A 15,124-nucleotide genomic window follows, 5' to 3' on the forward strand; every position below is an offset into this window, starting at 1 on the left:
ATTCACAGCCCAAAGAACAAGGACACGAGACTATGACCTTCTTGCCAGGAAAAGCCTCGAAAGCATCCGGTATCGCGCTTTCGGTTCTCCTGCTCGCCACCGCGTGCGGCGGGGGCGGGGGTTCCGAAGGCGATGCTGAGGAAGGCGGCGAAGGGGAATCCTCCGAAGCGTCCGCCCCACTCGCCGGAGACGGTTTCCTCGCGCTGGCTTGCGGCGAGGGATCGATCACCGTGTCCCGGTTCTCCGACGACGACGGTTCCCTCCAGGCCGAACACGTCTACTCCGCCGCCGAAGTCACGTCCGCGGACGAACCCCGGCTCCCGAACAGCCGGGTCGTCGAAACCCTCAAGAGCGTGGAGCTCCCGGACTGCGTGATCGAGTCCGACGAGACCTGGTACTACGAGGACCAGGCACTGACTCGCAACCAGGCGCACGAACTGTCCGGCCTCGTCGTCCCGGACGGTTCGCTGCTCCTGGTGGACATCGTCGAGGAGGTGGACGGCTCGGACGTGCGGACCATCGGCGCCATGACGTCCTCCGGCGAGGTCGAAGCCCTTCTGCCCGCGGACGACGCCGACGGTTTCAGCGGGGCCCCCGTCCGGACGTCCGCCCGCTACCGCCACTCGGACGGAACCCTCACCTACCTCGAGGCGAACCCCTCCGATGAGGCCAAGACGGTGATGTCCCTCTCCGTCGACAGCGGACAGAATCAGGAGCTCGGCCCGTGTGACACCGAGTGCGGGAGGGTCATCGTCGACCCCTACTCCGAACTCGTCTACGGAACGATCGGCCCCGACGAGCCCGAGGCCAACGGCATTGACAACAACCTCGCCCGGTACTTCTCCAACCACGACGGAAGCATGGTCGGCTTCTACACCAAGATGGCGAACGGCGGTCTGCACCTCCATCACCGCGCCGGTGACGAGTCTCCGGTGTTCAGCAGGGGAAGATGGCCCGTGAACTACAGCGAAGCCGTCGGCAAGCACGATCTGACCTACGTCGCCCCCGAGAACAGTGCGGGCGCCACCTATGCCGGCGGTCTTCCCGTGTTCACCGTGGGCGACAACGAGCTGATGCTCAGCGACAACTCCTTCACCGTTCGCGCCTTCGACGACGAATTCAGCGAGGAGACCGCGGACCGGGAGATCCTGCCCGGGAGCGACCGCGTCAACGAGCACCCGGTCCTCTCCGGGGAGCGGGACCAGATCCTCTTCCGCTCCTCCGACGCGACCGGCAACGTCTCCTGGTTCACCGTGCCCGTCAGCGGCGGAGATCCTCAGGAGATCGGGGCCGCCGAGGGAGAACACGCCACCATGGTCCCCATCCACTGGTTCTGACGCTTCGGTTCGGTTCAGGAGAGACAGCAGTACATGAGCGACACATCCGAGACAGCGGACAACAACGGGTCGTCCGAACCCCTGCACACGGACGCCGTCGACTTCTTCGACCGCTACTTCCGCCACGTCTACAAGCGCAGGGTGGGTGTCCGCAACCAGCACCGCTGGTCAGCACGCTGGTGGGACATCCCGGAAGTCGTCATTCGCATGGACGCCATCTGGCGGGCCTGGGAGAGTCTGAGCAGCGACCCCACGGTGGGGATGAGCACCTGGCTCCGGGACCACGCCGATTACCACATGAGTATCCTCCTGTCCCCCGACGGCCCGATGGCGAACGCGGAGGACAGCAACCAACACGGCGAACCGCTACCGCACGAAGCACCACCCGAGTACTGAGCCGGGGGCGGTGCGTGGGAGCAACCCCACGCACCGCCCCTGGAGAAGACACTCAGCGACCTGTCCCCTGACCGCTTCTCGTCTGGTCGACAGTGCGGTTGGGGCCCTGAGGACCGGTGCGGCCGACGCCTTCGCTCTGCTGGGCCGGAGCCTTTCGTGTGGCTCCTCCGGCCCTCTGCGCGGACGCATCGAGCAGCTCGTTCGAGGACGGCTGGGGCGGGGCCTGCTGACCCGGCTCCGGTCCTGTGGAAGGACCGGGGCTGGAAGCTCCCCCGCTTTCCTGGGGAGCCGACTCAGTGGACTGCCCGTTGTCGGCCTCCCGGCCCTGACCGGTCTTCGAGGCTGACACACCCTGGCCCTCAGCTTCCGGGCCCTCCTGAGCAGCGCTGTCCTGCTCGACCCCCTCCTCGGCCTCAGGCGTCTCCTGTGAAACTGCCTCATCCTGAGACTGATCCTCAGCTTGGGCGCTTTCCCCTGCCTCGGCGCCTTCCTCGGCCTCGGTCTCCTCCTCCGCGACGCTCCCCTCGACCTCAGAGCGCTCCTCGGCCTCGGTCCCCTCCCCGGCCTCAGCGCCGGCCTCGGTCTCAGCACCTTGCTCGGCGTCAGAGCGCTCCTCAACCTGGGCTCCCTCGGCCTCAGGCCCCTCCTCCGCGACGCTCTCCTCAATCTCAGAGCGCTCCTCGGCCTCGGTTCCCTCCTCGGCCCCAGCACCTTGCTCGGCGTCAGAGCGCTCCTCAGCCTCGGCCCCCTCGACCTCAGGCCCCTCCTCCGCGACGCCTTCCTCTACCTCAGTGCCTTCCTCGGCCTCAGCGCCGGCCTCGGACTCAGTGGCTTCTTCGGCTTCGGCACGCTCCTCGGCCTCCACGCTCTCCTCGGCCTCGGGGGCCTCCTCGACAAGACTGTCCTGCTCGACCCCCTCCTCGGCTTCAGGCGCCTCCTGGGAAACCGCCTCGTCCTGAGACGGCTCTTCGACTGCTTTCTCCGCCTCGGAAACGGTCTCCTGGTCATCCTTCGATTCGGCCAGGGCGCTACGCTCTGCGGCCTGCCGCTCCTGATGCTCTCTACCGGCCGCGACCCACGGGTCGTTGATCACGGAGGTCGGAACCAGCACGACCATGTAGTCCGCCTGGAACTGCTCCTGCTGGAACTGACGGTTCGCGAACACATGCCTCTGGTTCTCGTGGAACCCGGCCAGCCCCTCAGCCTCTCGAGCATTGTTCGCGCGGAGATTCTGGGAGTCCTGTCGGAAACCGCTGAAAGCCGCCTGCCGGTCGGGAACCTGCTGCCCGTAGGTCTGGTGCACACGTTCCGGATCGATACCCCAGCGCTTCTCGCACTGGCGCCGGAACCTCCGGTAGAGCAAGCGTGCCAGCAAGCTGCCGCCGGCATGTTCGCGCAGGTTGGCGGAGGCGGTCGCGATCTTCTCGGGGTTGGCGTCCCGCCACCACCCGTCTCGGCCCATGCCCCGCATGTTCCTGATGCTCTGCCGGCGGTGCTGCCGGTTCTCCTTCGGTGACCGGTTGTGCCGCGGTACGTCCTTCACCCCCGTACGCCCGGCTGCGTAGTTCTGTCTCATGAACTTGCGCGCGCTTCGAGCGCCTGTGTGGCGGGCCAGACTCATTCCGGTCTGGAACACCTGCTGGAGCATCTCATCGACACCGTCGTTCGGCTGTTCGACGTACATCCGTCATCCTCGTTCGGGGGAAGCCCATCCATGGGGCGTGCGGGCTGAAGCGGAACCGAGAGGCTCGGAGAACTCAACGCATCCTCGCAAGCCCTTCCACAGTCAAGAGGGCCATACGTCGGCAGGCGGAGCGGGTGGGTTCCTGGAGGCGTTCCAGGTGGATGACCCCGCCGTCGGCCAGGTGTTCGTCGTAGGGAATGCGCACGACCCCGCCGGTGGACCGATCGATCCGGCTCTCCAGATCCTTGATCTCCTGGCTGGGCGCAGCCTTGCGATCCACGCGGGTGATGACGACGATCGCCCGGTTCGCCAGATCCTGATATCCGTTCTGCGCCAACCAGGAGAAGGTCGATTCGGCTGATCTCACCGAGTCCAGGGAGGGTTCGAGCACGACGATCACCTGATCCGTCATCCCCAGCACTTCGGACATTCCGGGCCGGTACAGGCCGGTTCCGCAGTCGTTGAGGACAAGGTCGTAGTACCTGCCCAGGAGGTCCGCCACCGCGCGGTAACGCTTCTCGTCGATGCCACCATGCGTGGTGGGCACCGCTGGGGCGACCAGGGCGTGCAGCCTGGCATCATTCACGGACACGTACTGACGGAGTTCGGTGTAGCTGCCGATCTGCTCGGCTCGGGAGCTCAGGTCATGCAGGGTCTGCTTGTTCTGAAGCAGGATCCGATCACGCAACGTGCCCCGGTCGGGGTTGGCGTCCACAACGACCACCCTGCTCTCCCTGGCGGAGGCGAGGAAGGATCCGAGCAGTACGGAGGCGGTGGTCTTGCCGACACCCCCCTTGAGGCTGAGTACGGTGATCCTGCGGTGCACGGGGAGCGGGATCTGGATGCCGCTCATGAAGTCAGCGTGGCTGAGCTGGTCACCGGCTCGCTGGGCTTTGTCTCCGAGTCCGGGCAGGAAGCGACGAAGCCCACCCGAACGGGGCCTCAACGACACGAGTGGACCGGTCGCGGTATTCGCCGCCCCGGCCGTGGGCTGCGGCCCGGTGGGCACCCGTTCCCTGTTGAGCTCGTTCATTGCGCTCTGCCAGGCGTTCACGGCTTCCGCTGGACTGATACCCGACGTCGGCGGCATACCGTCAGGGCTGGCCGGCGCAGCAGGCTCAGAGGACGCTGCGGGGCGCTGTCGCGGTGGAGCGTCTGCGAAACCCGGGTGAGCGGAGGGCCCCGGCGGCACCCCGGGCACAGCGGACCTTCCTGCCGACGGACCTCCTCCGGAGCTGTCGGAACCGGGGCCCCCGGGAGGAGACACCGGTTGTCCATGCAGCGAACCCAGCCCAGGGACGGGGGCGGAGTTGGGAGGAGCATGGTCAGCACGAGCGGCTCGGGGCCCAGGAACGGCCTCCTTCGAAGGAGTGTCAGGAGGAGTCCTCGCCTCCGTGAGCGGCCCGAAGGATTCCCCCAGACTCGAAGAGACGTCTACGATCTCGTCCTCCGTGCGCTCGATCCGTTCGGGCTCCGGTTGAACGGCCTCCACCGACACCTGTCCGGCTGCCTGGCCCGGGCTCGGCTCGACACTGGGTCCGCCCTCCGCCACCGAAGGCGCCGGGCTCTTCACCGAGGGCTTCTCGTCCGCAGGCAACGCGGCCGTCAGCGGTCCGGATGACGGTCCGGAGGGTTCGGCTCCAGGGGCGGTCCCGCCGACAGGGATCTGGGGAGCTGGCGCCGCATCGGCCTCGGGCCGTGGCGCGTTCGTCTCCGGTTCGGCCCGGTCGTTTCCCTCCCCCGCCGAGGAGACCGGCTCCGGAGACCTCGTGAACGGTGCCGGAGGCCGGGACTGGGGTTCGGGGCCCTGGCCTACTGTTCCCTGGGGTTCAGGAAGGTGACCCACCGTTCCCTGCGGCCGGTCGAAAGCCTCGTGAGGGTCGGCGGCGGCTGGTGAGTGCGACTCAGATGGAAGTACTCCACCGGTGGACTCGCTGATGCCCTCCGACGCGGTCCTGCCTCCCCCTCTCAGGCGAAAGCGGCGCTTCTTCTGGGGCTTGGAATCAGAGGTCGGCTCAACCCTCTGGGTCTTCTTGGCCGGCTTCTCTTTCTTCTGTTTGGGCAGTTCAACGGACGTATCGCTCTCGACAGCCCCGTCTTCGTAGACGATCAGGGGCCACTCACCCGAGGCGTCGATTGTTCGAGCGCGAACAGGGCGCTTCAGTTTCCTCGCGGTATCCGCGATCACGGCCACGACTTCGACCCTCAGTTTGGAAACATCCTCGTGGGACACAGCGTGCGCCACACCGTTGACCATCACCCTGGCCCGTGTGTCGTCGACGATCTCTGCGGTAATCCTCGGAAAATCCGGCACCTGTCCGTGATCTGTTCTCATGACCTCTCTCCTCGGGTGAGCGCAACTACACAGGTCCATCCGAAGGGCAGTGCTCTGGATTCACGCGTCGGGGCGCAAAGCTCCACAGAGAGCCCGCCGTGCCACTCAGGTGGCTCCTGAGCACACGGTCGCACTACTGTGACCGTCCTGCACGGTAGTTGGTTCGCCACATATTCGATAAATCACTCGTCGGCGCACACGGCTGCTTTTTCTATCCCTATGCGCACGGAGCAGGGACAACACCCCCATATGGCCAACAAGTGGTTCAGGACGTTTCTCTGGGCCATCACCTGGAGGAAGAGGGCACCGCGCGTTGACCGGGAGAGCGATGGCCTGTACGCAGCACTGATCTTCGATGTGCGGATCGAGGTCCGTACGAGCTGGGAGAATCCTGACCACAGAGCGTTCCTTCTCCTGTTCCCCGCGCCTGCGCCGAGCACGAGGCCTTCTTCGAGGACGGCGTGGACGGCGTGTTCTCCGGCTTCTCCCGGTGTTCGAGGTGGACGAACCGGCCGCCCTCCGCGGTCCCGACCGCCACCGCCAGGGCCACGGCTGCCGCTGCCAGGGCCGCCAGGGGGAAGGATCGGAGAGATCTCCGGGGCAACACCCGTCCGTGTTCCGGAGTGCCGCTGTCTCGCGAGGCGCGGTCACCAGCCCACCTGCCCTTAGCCGCCGGGCGGCCGCCGCCCGGATCACCGGGGTGGGACGCACCGGGAGGTCTGCTGGTTCGGGCTCCCGGGGGCGGTCAGGTGCGGCGGACCAGGAGGACGATGCCGCCGATCAGGACGGCGGCGACGGCGATGCCGCCCAGGATGAGCGGTGTGGCGCCGAAGGAGCTTCCCTCCTCGGCGTCCTCCCTGTCCACGACCGGGGAGGCGTCCGCGCCCTCCTCGTCCGCGCTCTCGTCACCGGTCTCGGCCGCGGCGTCGGGGCGCTGGTCGCCCTCCAGCGGGATCCTCCAGACCCGGGAGTTCATGCCCTCGGTCCCGGCCATCAGAGCGGTGCCGTCCGGGGTGAAGGCCACCGACTCGCCCTGGTCCATCTCCGGCAGGTCGAAGGAGCCCACCGAGGCGCCCGGCACCCCGTCGGTGGCGTCGTAGAGGGTCACGCCCCAGTAGGTGCGGATGGCGTAGCGGGTCCCGTCCGGGCTGAACGCGGCGTCGGTGGAGAACAACGGCGCGGAGTCAACCCTGCTCAGGACGTTCTCGCCGTCCGGGTCCAGGTTCTCGGGGGCGGCGTACACACTGCCCGCGAACTCCTTGGACACCACGTACAGGCGGCCGTCGCGCGGGTCGATCATCATCCCCTCGGCGTCGCGGCCCCCGTCCTCGTAGGTGAAGGTGAGCACCGACGGGTCCAGGACCAGGTCGCCCAGGACCTCGGGTTCGGTGAAGTGGTAGACGCGGACGTTCGGCCAGCCGCCGCCGAAGTTGTCGCCGATGTCGCCGACGAACACCGCGGGTTCGCCTTCGGGTCCCTGGGCGACGCTGACCGCCTCCCAGTCGCGGCGCTCCACGTTCAGGGTGACGGTCGCGAGCGTCTCGCCCTCCTCGTTCACCGCGTACACCTCGGCCAGGTGGTCGCCGCTGTCGTTGTGCGTCCACCACACGCCCTCGTGCCTCAGCGAGGGCGCCAGCCCGCTGGACTCGGAGATGCGGTCGTCCTGGAACTCGAAGGCGATCTCCGAACCCTCGGGGCCCTCGCTCCCGCGCGGGTAGTCGAATCCCCCCGTCCCGTCCTCGGGGTCCACGGGGGCCGCCGTGGCGGGTACCGCCGGACCGAGCGCGAACAGGGCGGCCGCGGCGAGGGCCAGAGCTCTTCTCATGCCCGCCATCCTGCCAGGGGGAGCACCGGGGGGCTTGCACCCGGGTGCGAGCGGGCACATTCGGCTTACAGAGCGCCGTAAGGAGATGCCCATGAGGATCGTCGCCTGTCTCAACGGTGATCGCCGACCGGGTGCGCACCCAGCCCTGCCCGTGTCCGTCGACCAACTCGTCACCGATGCCCACGCCGTGGTGGCCGCGGGCGCCACCGGCCTCCACATACACCCGCGCGACTCCCGGGGCGCGGAGTCCCTGGAACCCCAGGTGGTGGCGGCGCTGATGGAGCGGATGCGCTCGGACGGACCCGACGTGCCGGTGTCGCTGACCACCTCCCTGTCGGCGGAGTCCGACCCCTGGCGTCGCTACGACCTCGTGCAGAGATGGGCCTCGCCGCTGTTGCCCGACTCGGTGTCGGTGAACCTGCACGAGGCGGGGTCGGTGGACCTGGTCCATCTGCTGGGCGACCGCCGGGTGGAGGTGGAGGCGGGGGTGTGGACGGTGGACGCGGCCCGCATCCTGGCCGCCACCCGGGTGGAGGTGGCGTCGGTTCTGGTGGAGCCGACCCAGGTGTCGGTGGAGGACGCCCTGCGCAACACGGCGGCGATCACCACCGTGCTGAACCGGGCCGGGGTGAGGGTCCCGCGCATGCTGCACGGCGCGGACGCGACGGCCTGGCCGATGCTGGAGCAGGCCCTGGAGGACGGGCTGGACATCCGGATCGGGTTGGAGGACACGATGCGGCTGCCCGACGGCACGGAGGCGCACGACAACGCGGCGCTCGTGGAGCACGCGGTCACCCTGGCCTCCGCGGCCGCCTGACGGTCCTACCCGACGTCGCGGGCGCTGCGCGGCACGGGTTCGCCGTCCGCTTCCATGCCCCAGCTGACGATGCGCTTCGGATGGACGCGGATACGGGGGTTGTCCCCCTCGACGGCTTCGGCCCGGCCCCGGATCTCGATGCCGCGCGGCTGCCAGGGCGGCAGGACGTCGTCGATGACCAGGGAGGCGCGCCCGGTGCGCCGGACGTCGCGGAACTTCTTGGTGCGCTCGAAGGAGTGGCCGCTGATCTCCACGACCGTGTCGTCGTCGGCGAGGGACCAGCCGACGGGTGTGACGTGGATGTCGCCGTCGGGTCCGACGGTGGCCACCCGGGCGAGCCTGCGCTCGCCCCCGCTGAGGTAGGCGAGTTCGGGGCCGCTGAAAACGCTCATGTTCGCTCCCTGGGGATGGCTGAACGTGCGGCGATTCTACGCCTCGGCGCTTTCGGCCAGGTGGCGTTCGAGCCGCCGCTCGGTGGCGGTGAGCGCGTCGATGCGTTCCCGGACCGCCTGGAGGCGCTGTTCGTAGAGGGCGACCGCCTCCGCGCACTCGGGCTCGCGGACGAGGTCGAGTTCGAGGCAGTTCCGCAGCTCCTGGATGTCCTCGGAGGTCAGCCCGGACTCGAGGAGGAGCCGGATGTTGCGCACCCGCTCGACGGCCTCCGTCCCGTACTCGCGGTAGCCGTTGGCCGCCCGCTCGGAGGCGAGCAGGCCGCGTTGTTCGTAGTACCGCAGGGACCGCGGGCTGGCGCCCGTGCGTTCGGCGAGTTCTCCGATCCGCATACCGACTCCGTCCTCGATGGGGGGTGCGTTCCGGTGGCCCGGACCCCTTCCACATCCTACGAACCGCCGCTCAGGCCGCGTCGGCGCGGCTCTCCCGCGCCGACGGCGCGGAGGCGGGGAACCACCGGACCGAGAACGCCATGAACACGAGGGCCGCCAGACCGACCGCGGTGGCCGCGACCGGCACACCGGCTCCTCCGTACCCGGCGACGACCGCGCCGCCAGCGGCACCCGCCAGCGCCGTGCCCACGTACAGCCCGCCGGTGTTCAGGGCCAGGGCCTCGGTGCCCCCGTCCCCCGCCAGGTGGAGGATGCGGGCGTTCATCGGGGCGGCGAAGCCCCAGGCCGCGAAACCCCACAGTGCCAGCACACAGCCCAGAACCCACACCGGCGCGGTTCCGCCGCCCAGGTACCCGAGCACGGCCAGGAGCAGGCTGGTCCCGACCATCCCCGCGAAGGCGGCGATCAGGACGCGGTCGGCGCCCCAGCGGTCGGTGGCCCGGCCGCACAGGAGGGTGCCCACGGCCCCGGCGGCGCCCACCACGGCGATCAGCGGGGCGAGGGCGGCCCCGCCGGCACCGGTGAGGTCGCGGGTGATCGGGGCGACATAGGTGTAGGTCATGAAACCGCAGGTGGCGCCCGCCACCGTGCCGGTGACGCACATCAGGACGGCCGGTCGGCCCAGGTGGCGCAGCTGCTCGCGGACGCCGGTGTCCGGCGCCCCGGGGAGCTGGGGCAGGCGCAGGGCCGAGGCGGCGAGAACCGCGCAGGTCAGCAGCGCCACGGCGACGAAGGCCGAGCGCCAGCCGAAGGCGGCTCCCAGGAGTGCTCCGATCGGCACGCCGAGGAAGAGGGCGACGGTCAGCCCGGCCGCGACCGCCCCGACCGCGCGCCCGGTCCGGCCGGGCGGGGCGAGCCCGGCCGCCATGGAGAAGGCGGCCGGGGTGAGGGCGGCGGCGATCAGCGCGGCGATCACCCGCATCGCCATCAGGAGGGCGTAGGTGGGCACGAGGGCGGTGAGCAGGTTGGTGAGGGCGAACAGCGCGAGTCCGCAGAGGAGGAGGGTGCGACGGGGCACCCGCGCGGTGGCCACGGCCAACGGCGGGGCCGCGACGGCGTAGGTGAGGGAGAAGGCGGTGACGAGCTGGCCGGCGGCGGCGACGCCGACGTCGAGGTCGCGGGCGATGACCGGGAGGAGCCCGGCGATGACGAGGTCGTCGGTCCCGACGGCGAAGGCGGTCAGGGCCAGGCACACCAGCCAGCCCGAGCGGAGCGTGTGAGTGGACATGGCGGCACGGTAGAAGCCTGACACCGGTGTCAGGGTCAAACCGGGACCGCGGGGGCGGACGCGCGGAGGGTGCGAGGACGGTCGCGCGGGAGACGCGGGCGCGAAGGCGCCGATCAGCCCAGGAGGGCGCCCAGGACCACGATGAGCATGATCGAGCCGAGCACCACTGGCAGCAGCCAGCGCTGCTTGCGGTTGTTGGTGAGCATGCTCATGACGTGCCCCGCTCCGGGTCTCGTTGGGATTCGCTACCCCAGGGTAGTCCCCAGGTCCGGACGGTCCGGTAGCGGTCCCGCCCCGAGGCACCGCTCTCCATGAGGTGGACACGGTCGGCCCGCCAGCCCGCGGAGGGCGCGGAGCCGAGTACGCGGAGGGTGTCGGCGACGTCCCGGGGCGGCCGGGCGCGGGCCAGGGTGACGTGCGGCACGAAGGGGCGTGACGGGACGGGCACCCCCGCACCGCGTGCGGCAGCGGCCAGGGCGTCGGCGAGGTCGTGGAGTCCGTCCCCGGCCGCGCCGACCCACAGCACCGAGGCCCGGTGCGGCCCCGGACCGGAGCGCCGGGGGAAGGTGCCCCAGTTGCCGAGGACCAGGTCCGGTGCGGGGTGCCCGTCCAGCGCACGCTCCAGCGCGGCGGAGAGTTCGGGGAGCCGCGCCCCGGCCCCGCCGAGGAAGACCAGCGTGAGGTGCCACTCCTCCGGTCGGGTCCAGCGCAGTCCCCGCGCCGTGGGGCGGGCGGCGCGTACCGACTCCGCCAACCGGTCGCGGACCCCCTCGGACGGCCGGATCGCGACGAACAGACTCATGGGGTCATCCTTTCTCCGGTACCCGACAGGCGTCGGAACCGTTAGTGTCACCGGGTCCCTTCCCGCCTTCGCCCTGTGAGCCGCCTCCGTGTCCCTTCTCGTCTGCGTGTTCGCGGTCCTGGTGCTGGCCGCCCTGGTCCGGATCACCGCGGGGTTCGGGTTCTCCCTCGTCGCCGTGCCACCGCTGGCGCTGCTCCTGGACCCGGTGACGGCCGTGGTGGTCTCGGCGACCCTGGCGGTTCCGCTGAACCTGTGGGTCGCGCTGCGGGACCGGGCGCACGTGGACCGGAGGGCCGCCCCGCTGCTGCTCGTGTGCGCCCTGTCCGGGGTGCCCTTCGGTCTGTGGGCGCTCAACGTCCTGTCCGAGCAGACCCTGCTGGTACTGATCGCGGTCACGGTGGTCCTCGGCACGGTCCTGGTGTGGCGGCGCGTCCGCGTCCCCGGCGGGATGTACGCGGTCGCCGGGATGAGTGCGCTCTCGGGCGCGGCGTTCGCCTCGACCGCCATCGACGGCCCGCTCATGGTGGCCGGACTCCAGGGGTCGAGGCTGGCCGAGCTGGAACCCCGGGTCCAGCGGGCCACACTCGCCGTGACGTTCTCCGCGACGAGCGTGGCGACGCTGGTGGGGTTCGGGGCCGGGGAGCAGCTAACCCCGCAGATCGGCGTTCTGCTGCTGCTCGGCGCCCCGGCCCTGCTGATCGGGACCCTCGTCGGTGAACGCCTCTTCCTCAGGCTCGACGCCGAGCTGTTCCGCCGCGCCGTGCTGGTGCTGCTGGCGGTCAGCTCCGTCTCCGTGGTCACCCGCGTGGTCACGGCCTGAACCCGCCGGAGCGGTCTCGGCCCTGCGCCACCGCCGGGGCAGGAGGTCGCGGACAGCGACACCCTTGGTGCGCATCAGCAGCACGGAGAGCACGCTGACCACCACGACGGTCACCGCGCCGCCCGTGAACAGGCTGGCCTGCGGTCCGAAGGCGTCGGCGATCAGGCCCACCACCGGGGCGCCGATCGGGGCCACGCCCATGAACACCAGCAGGAACATGCTCATCACACGGCCGCGCATCTGCGGATCGACGCTCATCTGGAAGGTGGCGTTGAGCGTGGTCACGAAGGTCATGAAGAGCACGCCCATCGGGACCAGGACCAGTACGAACGCCACGTAGCCCGGCATCAGCCCCGCCAGGAGCTGGGTGACGCCGAACCCCATCGAGCCGATCAGCACCAGTTTGAGGCGCGGGCGGTCGCGCCGCGCGGCCAGCAGGGCGCCGATCAGCGCGCCCACCGCGAGCGCCGCGGCCGCCACTCCGAAGGCCTCGGCGCCGGCCTCGAACACGTTGTTGACCATGAGGGCGATCTGGTTCTGCCCGTTGGCGCCGAAGAACTGCACCGATCCCGCGAGGACCAGGAGCAGCACCAGGTCGCGCCTGCCCCCGATGTAGCTCAGCCCCGCCCGGATCTGCCCCTTGCCGCGCGGCATGCGTTCGGTGGGGTTGAGGTCGGCGGTGCGGACCATCAGCAGCGCGGCGATCGTGAAGGCGAACGAGAGCCCGTTGATCATGAACACGGGCCCGCTGCCGATCAGGCCGATGAGCAGGCCGGCGATGGCGGGACCGGTGACCCGGCCCAGCTGGAAGCTGGCGCTGTTCAGGGCGATCGCGTTGGGGAGCAGGTCCCGGTCGACCATCTCCGGGACGAACGCCTGGCGTCCCGGGTTGTCGAGCACGGTGATCATGCCCAGGCCGAAGGCGAACACGTAGACGTGCCAGACCTCGGCGGCGCCGAGTGTGGCCAGGACGCCCAGGGCGACGGCGAGCACGCCCATGCCGGCCTGGGTGAGGATCAGCAGCTTGCGTTTGTCGAAGCGGTCGACCATGGCGCCGCCCCAGAGCCCGAAGAAGAGCATGGGCAGGAACTGGAGCGCGGTGGTCATCCCCAGCGCGATGCCGCTGCCGCCGCTGAGCTGGAGGACCAGCCAGTCCTGGGCGATGCGCTGCATCCAGGTGCCGGGGTTGGAGATCAGCTGGCCGAGGGCGTAGATCCGGTAGTTGCGGACGGCCAGGGAACGGAACATCGCGATACGGCGCATCAGTCCCTCCCCGTGGGGAGTGGGTACCGGGGAAGGACTGAAACGGCCACCGGAACGTGGCTACGGAGACGGAGAAGTAAACGGCGTTGACTCATCATCTGAGCCAACGCCGTTCACCGTGCCGCGCATTCCCCGCGAGCGGGGTGTCAACCGCCGTGGCGGGGAGGGATCAGCCGATCAGCGCGTAGATCGGCGCCTCGGCGAAGTGGATCAGGAAGACCACCGAGATCAGCCAGAGGAGGGGGTGGACCCGGCGGGCCCGCCCCGTGACCAGCATGACGAAGGCGTAGGCGAGCAGGCCGAACCCGATCCCGTTCGCGATCGAGTAGGTGAACGGCATCATGATGATCGCCAGGAAGGAGCCGATGCCGATGGCCGGGTCCTTGAAGTCGATGTTGGTCACCTGGGTCATCATCATGAAACCGACGATGACCAGCACCGGGGTGGCCGCCTCGAAGGGCACCAGGGTGACCAGCGGGGTGAACAGGGTCGCCACCACGAACATCGCTCCGGTGACGATCGGGGCGATACCCGTCCGGGCGCCCTCACCGACACCGGCGGCGGACTCGGCGTAGACAGTCGCCACGGAGGCCGAGCCCACACCGCCCAGGACGGTACCGATGGCGTCGGCGGCCAGGACTCCGCGGCTGCCCTCGATGTTGCCGTCCTCGTCAGCGAGGCCGCCCTGCTGGGCGACACCCACCATGGTCCCCATGGTGTCGAAGAAGTCGGCCAGGAGCAGCGTGAAGGCCAGCATCACGACGGTGGCGACACCGACGTCCGCGAAGCGTCCGGAGAGACCGCCCTCGGCGAACAGGCCCAGGAGCGAGATGTCGGGCACCGCGACCACGTCGCCCAGGCTCGTGGGAAGGCTCGGGACGGTCAGGCCCCAGCCGAGGCCCTCTCCGCCGTCGCCCAGAAGGGTCTCGACCACGATCGCGATCACGGTGGTGACCACGATGCCGATGAGGAGCGCACCGCGCACGTTGCGCACGTAGAGGGCGATGCTCAGGAGCAGGCCGACGACGAAGATCAGGATCGGCCAGCCGTTGAGGCCGCCGTTGCCGAGCTGGACCGGGGTGCCCTCGCCGGCCTGCACGAAGCCCGCGTTGACCAGGCCGATGAAGGCCAGGAAGAGGCCGACACCGACGGCGATGGCGACCTTCAGGCCGGGCGGGATGGCGGAGAAGACCGCGGTACGGAAGCCGGTCAGCACCAGGATGAGGAGCAGGACGCCCTCGATGATGATCAGCAGGAAGACGTCGGCCCAGGACATCAGCGGCGCGATGCCGTAGGCGACGACGGCGTTCAGGCCCATACCCGCCGCGATGGCGAACGGGTAACGGCTGACCACGCCCATGAGGACACAGGAGAGGGCTGCGACCAGGGCTGTCATCGCGGCGACGCCGGGGATGCCCAGGGTCTCACCGTTGACATCCTCGGCGGTACCGATGATCAGCGGGTTGAGGACGACGATGTAGGCCATGGCGAAGAAGGTCGCCATGCCGCCGCGGATCTCCGTGCCGACGGTGGAGCCGCGCTCGGAGATGCGGAAGAAGCGGTCCAGGGCGCCCTTGGGCTGCCTGGACTGATCAGTGGGGGAGGATTTTGATGCGTTCACGTCGTCAGCCTGACCTGGTCGTGTTACTGGACAACAAGGATTCTGCGCCAGATTAGTTGCATCTTCGTACAACAACAGTCACGTGTTTCACGTTCGCTTCATAGAAAACACCATGTGGTGGGATGATCCTTCGGTCGGATGTGACCAACGCATC

At 69.4% G+C, this 15,124-nt stretch carries 12 protein-coding genes and 1 pseudogene; 4 read left to right on the forward strand and 9 right to left on the reverse strand.

What is annotated here, in order from left to right:
- The first annotated feature begins 230 nt into the window (after positions 1-230).
- On the forward strand, positions 231-1,337 hold the full coding sequence (locus D458_RS0104935) for a hypothetical protein (protein ID WP_017585616.1): 1,107 nt from the start codon (positions 231-233) through the stop codon (positions 1,335-1,337).
- Between the two features lie 33 nt (positions 1,338-1,370).
- Positions 1,371-1,733 (forward strand): DUF4913 domain-containing protein, encoded by a 363-nt coding sequence (locus D458_RS0104940; protein WP_017585617.1) that lies wholly within the window; start codon positions 1,371-1,373, stop codon positions 1,731-1,733.
- Between the two features lie 52 nt (positions 1,734-1,785).
- Here the strand turns inward: D458_RS0104940 and D458_RS34740 are convergent, their stop codons facing one another.
- The 3 genes from D458_RS34740 to D458_RS0104955 all read right to left on the reverse strand — a co-directional run bounded on the left by D458_RS34740 (position 1,786) and on the right by D458_RS0104955 (position 7,577).
- Complete coding sequence (locus tag D458_RS34740; RefSeq protein ID WP_017585618.1) at positions 1,786-3,417, reverse strand: hypothetical protein; 1,632 nt, start codon at positions 3,415-3,417, stop codon at positions 1,786-1,788.
- A gap of 73 nt (positions 3,418-3,490) precedes the next feature.
- Positions 3,491-4,270 carry a MinD/ParA family ATP-binding protein gene (locus tag D458_RS0104950; protein WP_017585619.1) on the reverse strand — a complete coding sequence of 260 codons (780 nt, stop codon included), beginning with the start codon at positions 4,268-4,270 and terminating at the stop codon, positions 3,491-3,493.
- Between the two features lie 2,227 nt (positions 4,271-6,497).
- Positions 6,498-7,577 carry a hypothetical protein gene (locus D458_RS0104955; protein WP_017585620.1) on the reverse strand — a complete coding sequence of 360 codons (1,080 nt, stop codon included), beginning with the start codon at positions 7,575-7,577 and terminating at the stop codon, positions 6,498-6,500.
- A 91-nt stretch (positions 7,578-7,668) separates the two neighbouring features.
- Between D458_RS0104955 and D458_RS0104960 the strand changes: the two genes are divergently transcribed.
- The gene (locus D458_RS0104960) at positions 7,669-8,394 is read left to right on the forward strand and encodes a 3-keto-5-aminohexanoate cleavage protein (protein WP_017585621.1); all 726 of its coding nucleotides are present in this window, start codon (positions 7,669-7,671) and stop codon (positions 8,392-8,394) included.
- A gap of 5 nt (positions 8,395-8,399) precedes the next feature.
- Here the strand turns inward: D458_RS0104960 and D458_RS0104965 are convergent, their stop codons facing one another.
- The 4 genes from D458_RS0104965 to thpR all read right to left on the reverse strand — a co-directional run bounded on the left by D458_RS0104965 (position 8,400) and on the right by thpR (position 11,266).
- Complete coding sequence (locus tag D458_RS0104965; RefSeq protein WP_017585622.1) at positions 8,400-8,786, reverse strand: PPOX class F420-dependent oxidoreductase; 387 nt, start codon at positions 8,784-8,786, stop codon at positions 8,400-8,402.
- Positions 8,787-8,822: 36 nt separating this feature from the next.
- Positions 8,823-9,176, reverse strand: a complete 354-nt coding sequence (locus tag D458_RS0104970; protein WP_017585623.1) for a MerR family transcriptional regulator — start codon at positions 9,174-9,176, stop codon at positions 8,823-8,825.
- Positions 9,177-9,246: 70 nt separating this feature from the next.
- The gene (locus D458_RS0104975; protein WP_040702191.1) at positions 9,247-10,464 is read right to left on the reverse strand and encodes an MFS transporter; all 1,218 of its coding nucleotides are present in this window, start codon (positions 10,462-10,464) and stop codon (positions 9,247-9,249) included.
- Positions 10,465-10,672: 208 nt separating this feature from the next.
- The gene (thpR, locus tag D458_RS0104985) at positions 10,673-11,266 is read right to left on the reverse strand and encodes an RNA 2',3'-cyclic phosphodiesterase (RefSeq protein WP_017585626.1); all 594 of its coding nucleotides are present in this window, start codon (positions 11,264-11,266) and stop codon (positions 10,673-10,675) included.
- A gap of 121 nt (positions 11,267-11,387) precedes the next feature.
- Between thpR and D458_RS37355 the strand changes: the two are divergent.
- Positions 11,388-11,999 (forward strand): annotated as a pseudogene (locus D458_RS37355) (sulfite exporter TauE/SafE family protein); the annotation flags it as partial.
- Here the strand turns inward: D458_RS37355 and D458_RS0104995 are convergent.
- Both D458_RS0104995 and D458_RS0105000 read right to left on the reverse strand, forming a co-directional pair.
- Positions 11,913-13,349, reverse strand: a complete 1,437-nt coding sequence (locus D458_RS0104995; protein WP_017585628.1) for an MFS transporter — start codon at positions 13,347-13,349, stop codon at positions 11,913-11,915. The pseudogene D458_RS37355 and the gene D458_RS0104995 overlap by 87 nt on opposite strands.
- Positions 13,350-13,518: 169 nt before the next feature.
- Positions 13,519-14,970 carry an NCS2 family permease gene (locus tag D458_RS0105000; protein ID WP_017585629.1) on the reverse strand — a complete coding sequence of 484 codons (1,452 nt, stop codon included), beginning with the start codon at positions 14,968-14,970 and terminating at the stop codon, positions 13,519-13,521.
- Between the last annotated feature and the right edge of the window lie 154 nt (positions 14,971-15,124).

Origin of the sequence: Nocardiopsis ganjiahuensis DSM 45031, assembly GCF_000341085.1 — a bacterium.
Classification (GTDB): Bacteria; Actinomycetota; Actinomycetes; order Streptosporangiales; family Streptosporangiaceae; genus Nocardiopsis; species Nocardiopsis ganjiahuensis.

What these genes read in the sequence shown, in the direction of transcription:
- D458_RS0104975 (WP_040702191.1), bottom strand. Translation starts at nt 10,464, where the DNA reads ATGTCCACTCACACGCTCCGCTCGGGCTGGCTGGTGTGCCTGGCCCTG.
- D458_RS0104940 (WP_017585617.1), top strand. Translation starts at nt 1,371, where the DNA reads ATGAGCGACACATCCGAGACAGCGGACAACAACGGGTCGTCCGAACCC.
- D458_RS0104965 (WP_017585622.1), bottom strand. Translation starts at nt 8,786, where the DNA reads ATGAGCGTTTTCAGCGGCCCCGAACTCGCCTACCTCAGCGGGGGCGAG.
- D458_RS34740 (WP_017585618.1), bottom strand. Translation starts at nt 3,417, where the DNA reads ATGTACGTCGAACAGCCGAACGACGGTGTCGATGAGATGCTCCAGCAG.
- D458_RS0104995 (WP_017585628.1), bottom strand. Translation starts at nt 13,349, where the DNA reads ATGCGCCGTATCGCGATGTTCCGTTCCCTGGCCGTCCGCAACTACCGG.
- thpR (WP_017585626.1), bottom strand. Translation starts at nt 11,266, where the DNA reads ATGAGTCTGTTCGTCGCGATCCGGCCGTCCGAGGGGGTCCGCGACCGG.
- D458_RS0104955 (WP_017585620.1), bottom strand. Translation starts at nt 7,577, where the DNA reads ATGAGAAGAGCTCTGGCCCTCGCCGCGGCCGCCCTGTTCGCGCTCGGT.
- D458_RS0104950 (WP_017585619.1), bottom strand. Translation starts at nt 4,270, where the DNA reads ATGAGCGGCATCCAGATCCCGCTCCCCGTGCACCGCAGGATCACCGTA.
- D458_RS0104970 (WP_017585623.1), bottom strand. Translation starts at nt 9,176, where the DNA reads ATGCGGATCGGAGAACTCGCCGAACGCACGGGCGCCAGCCCGCGGTCC.
- D458_RS0104960 (WP_017585621.1), top strand. Translation starts at nt 7,669, where the DNA reads ATGAGGATCGTCGCCTGTCTCAACGGTGATCGCCGACCGGGTGCGCAC.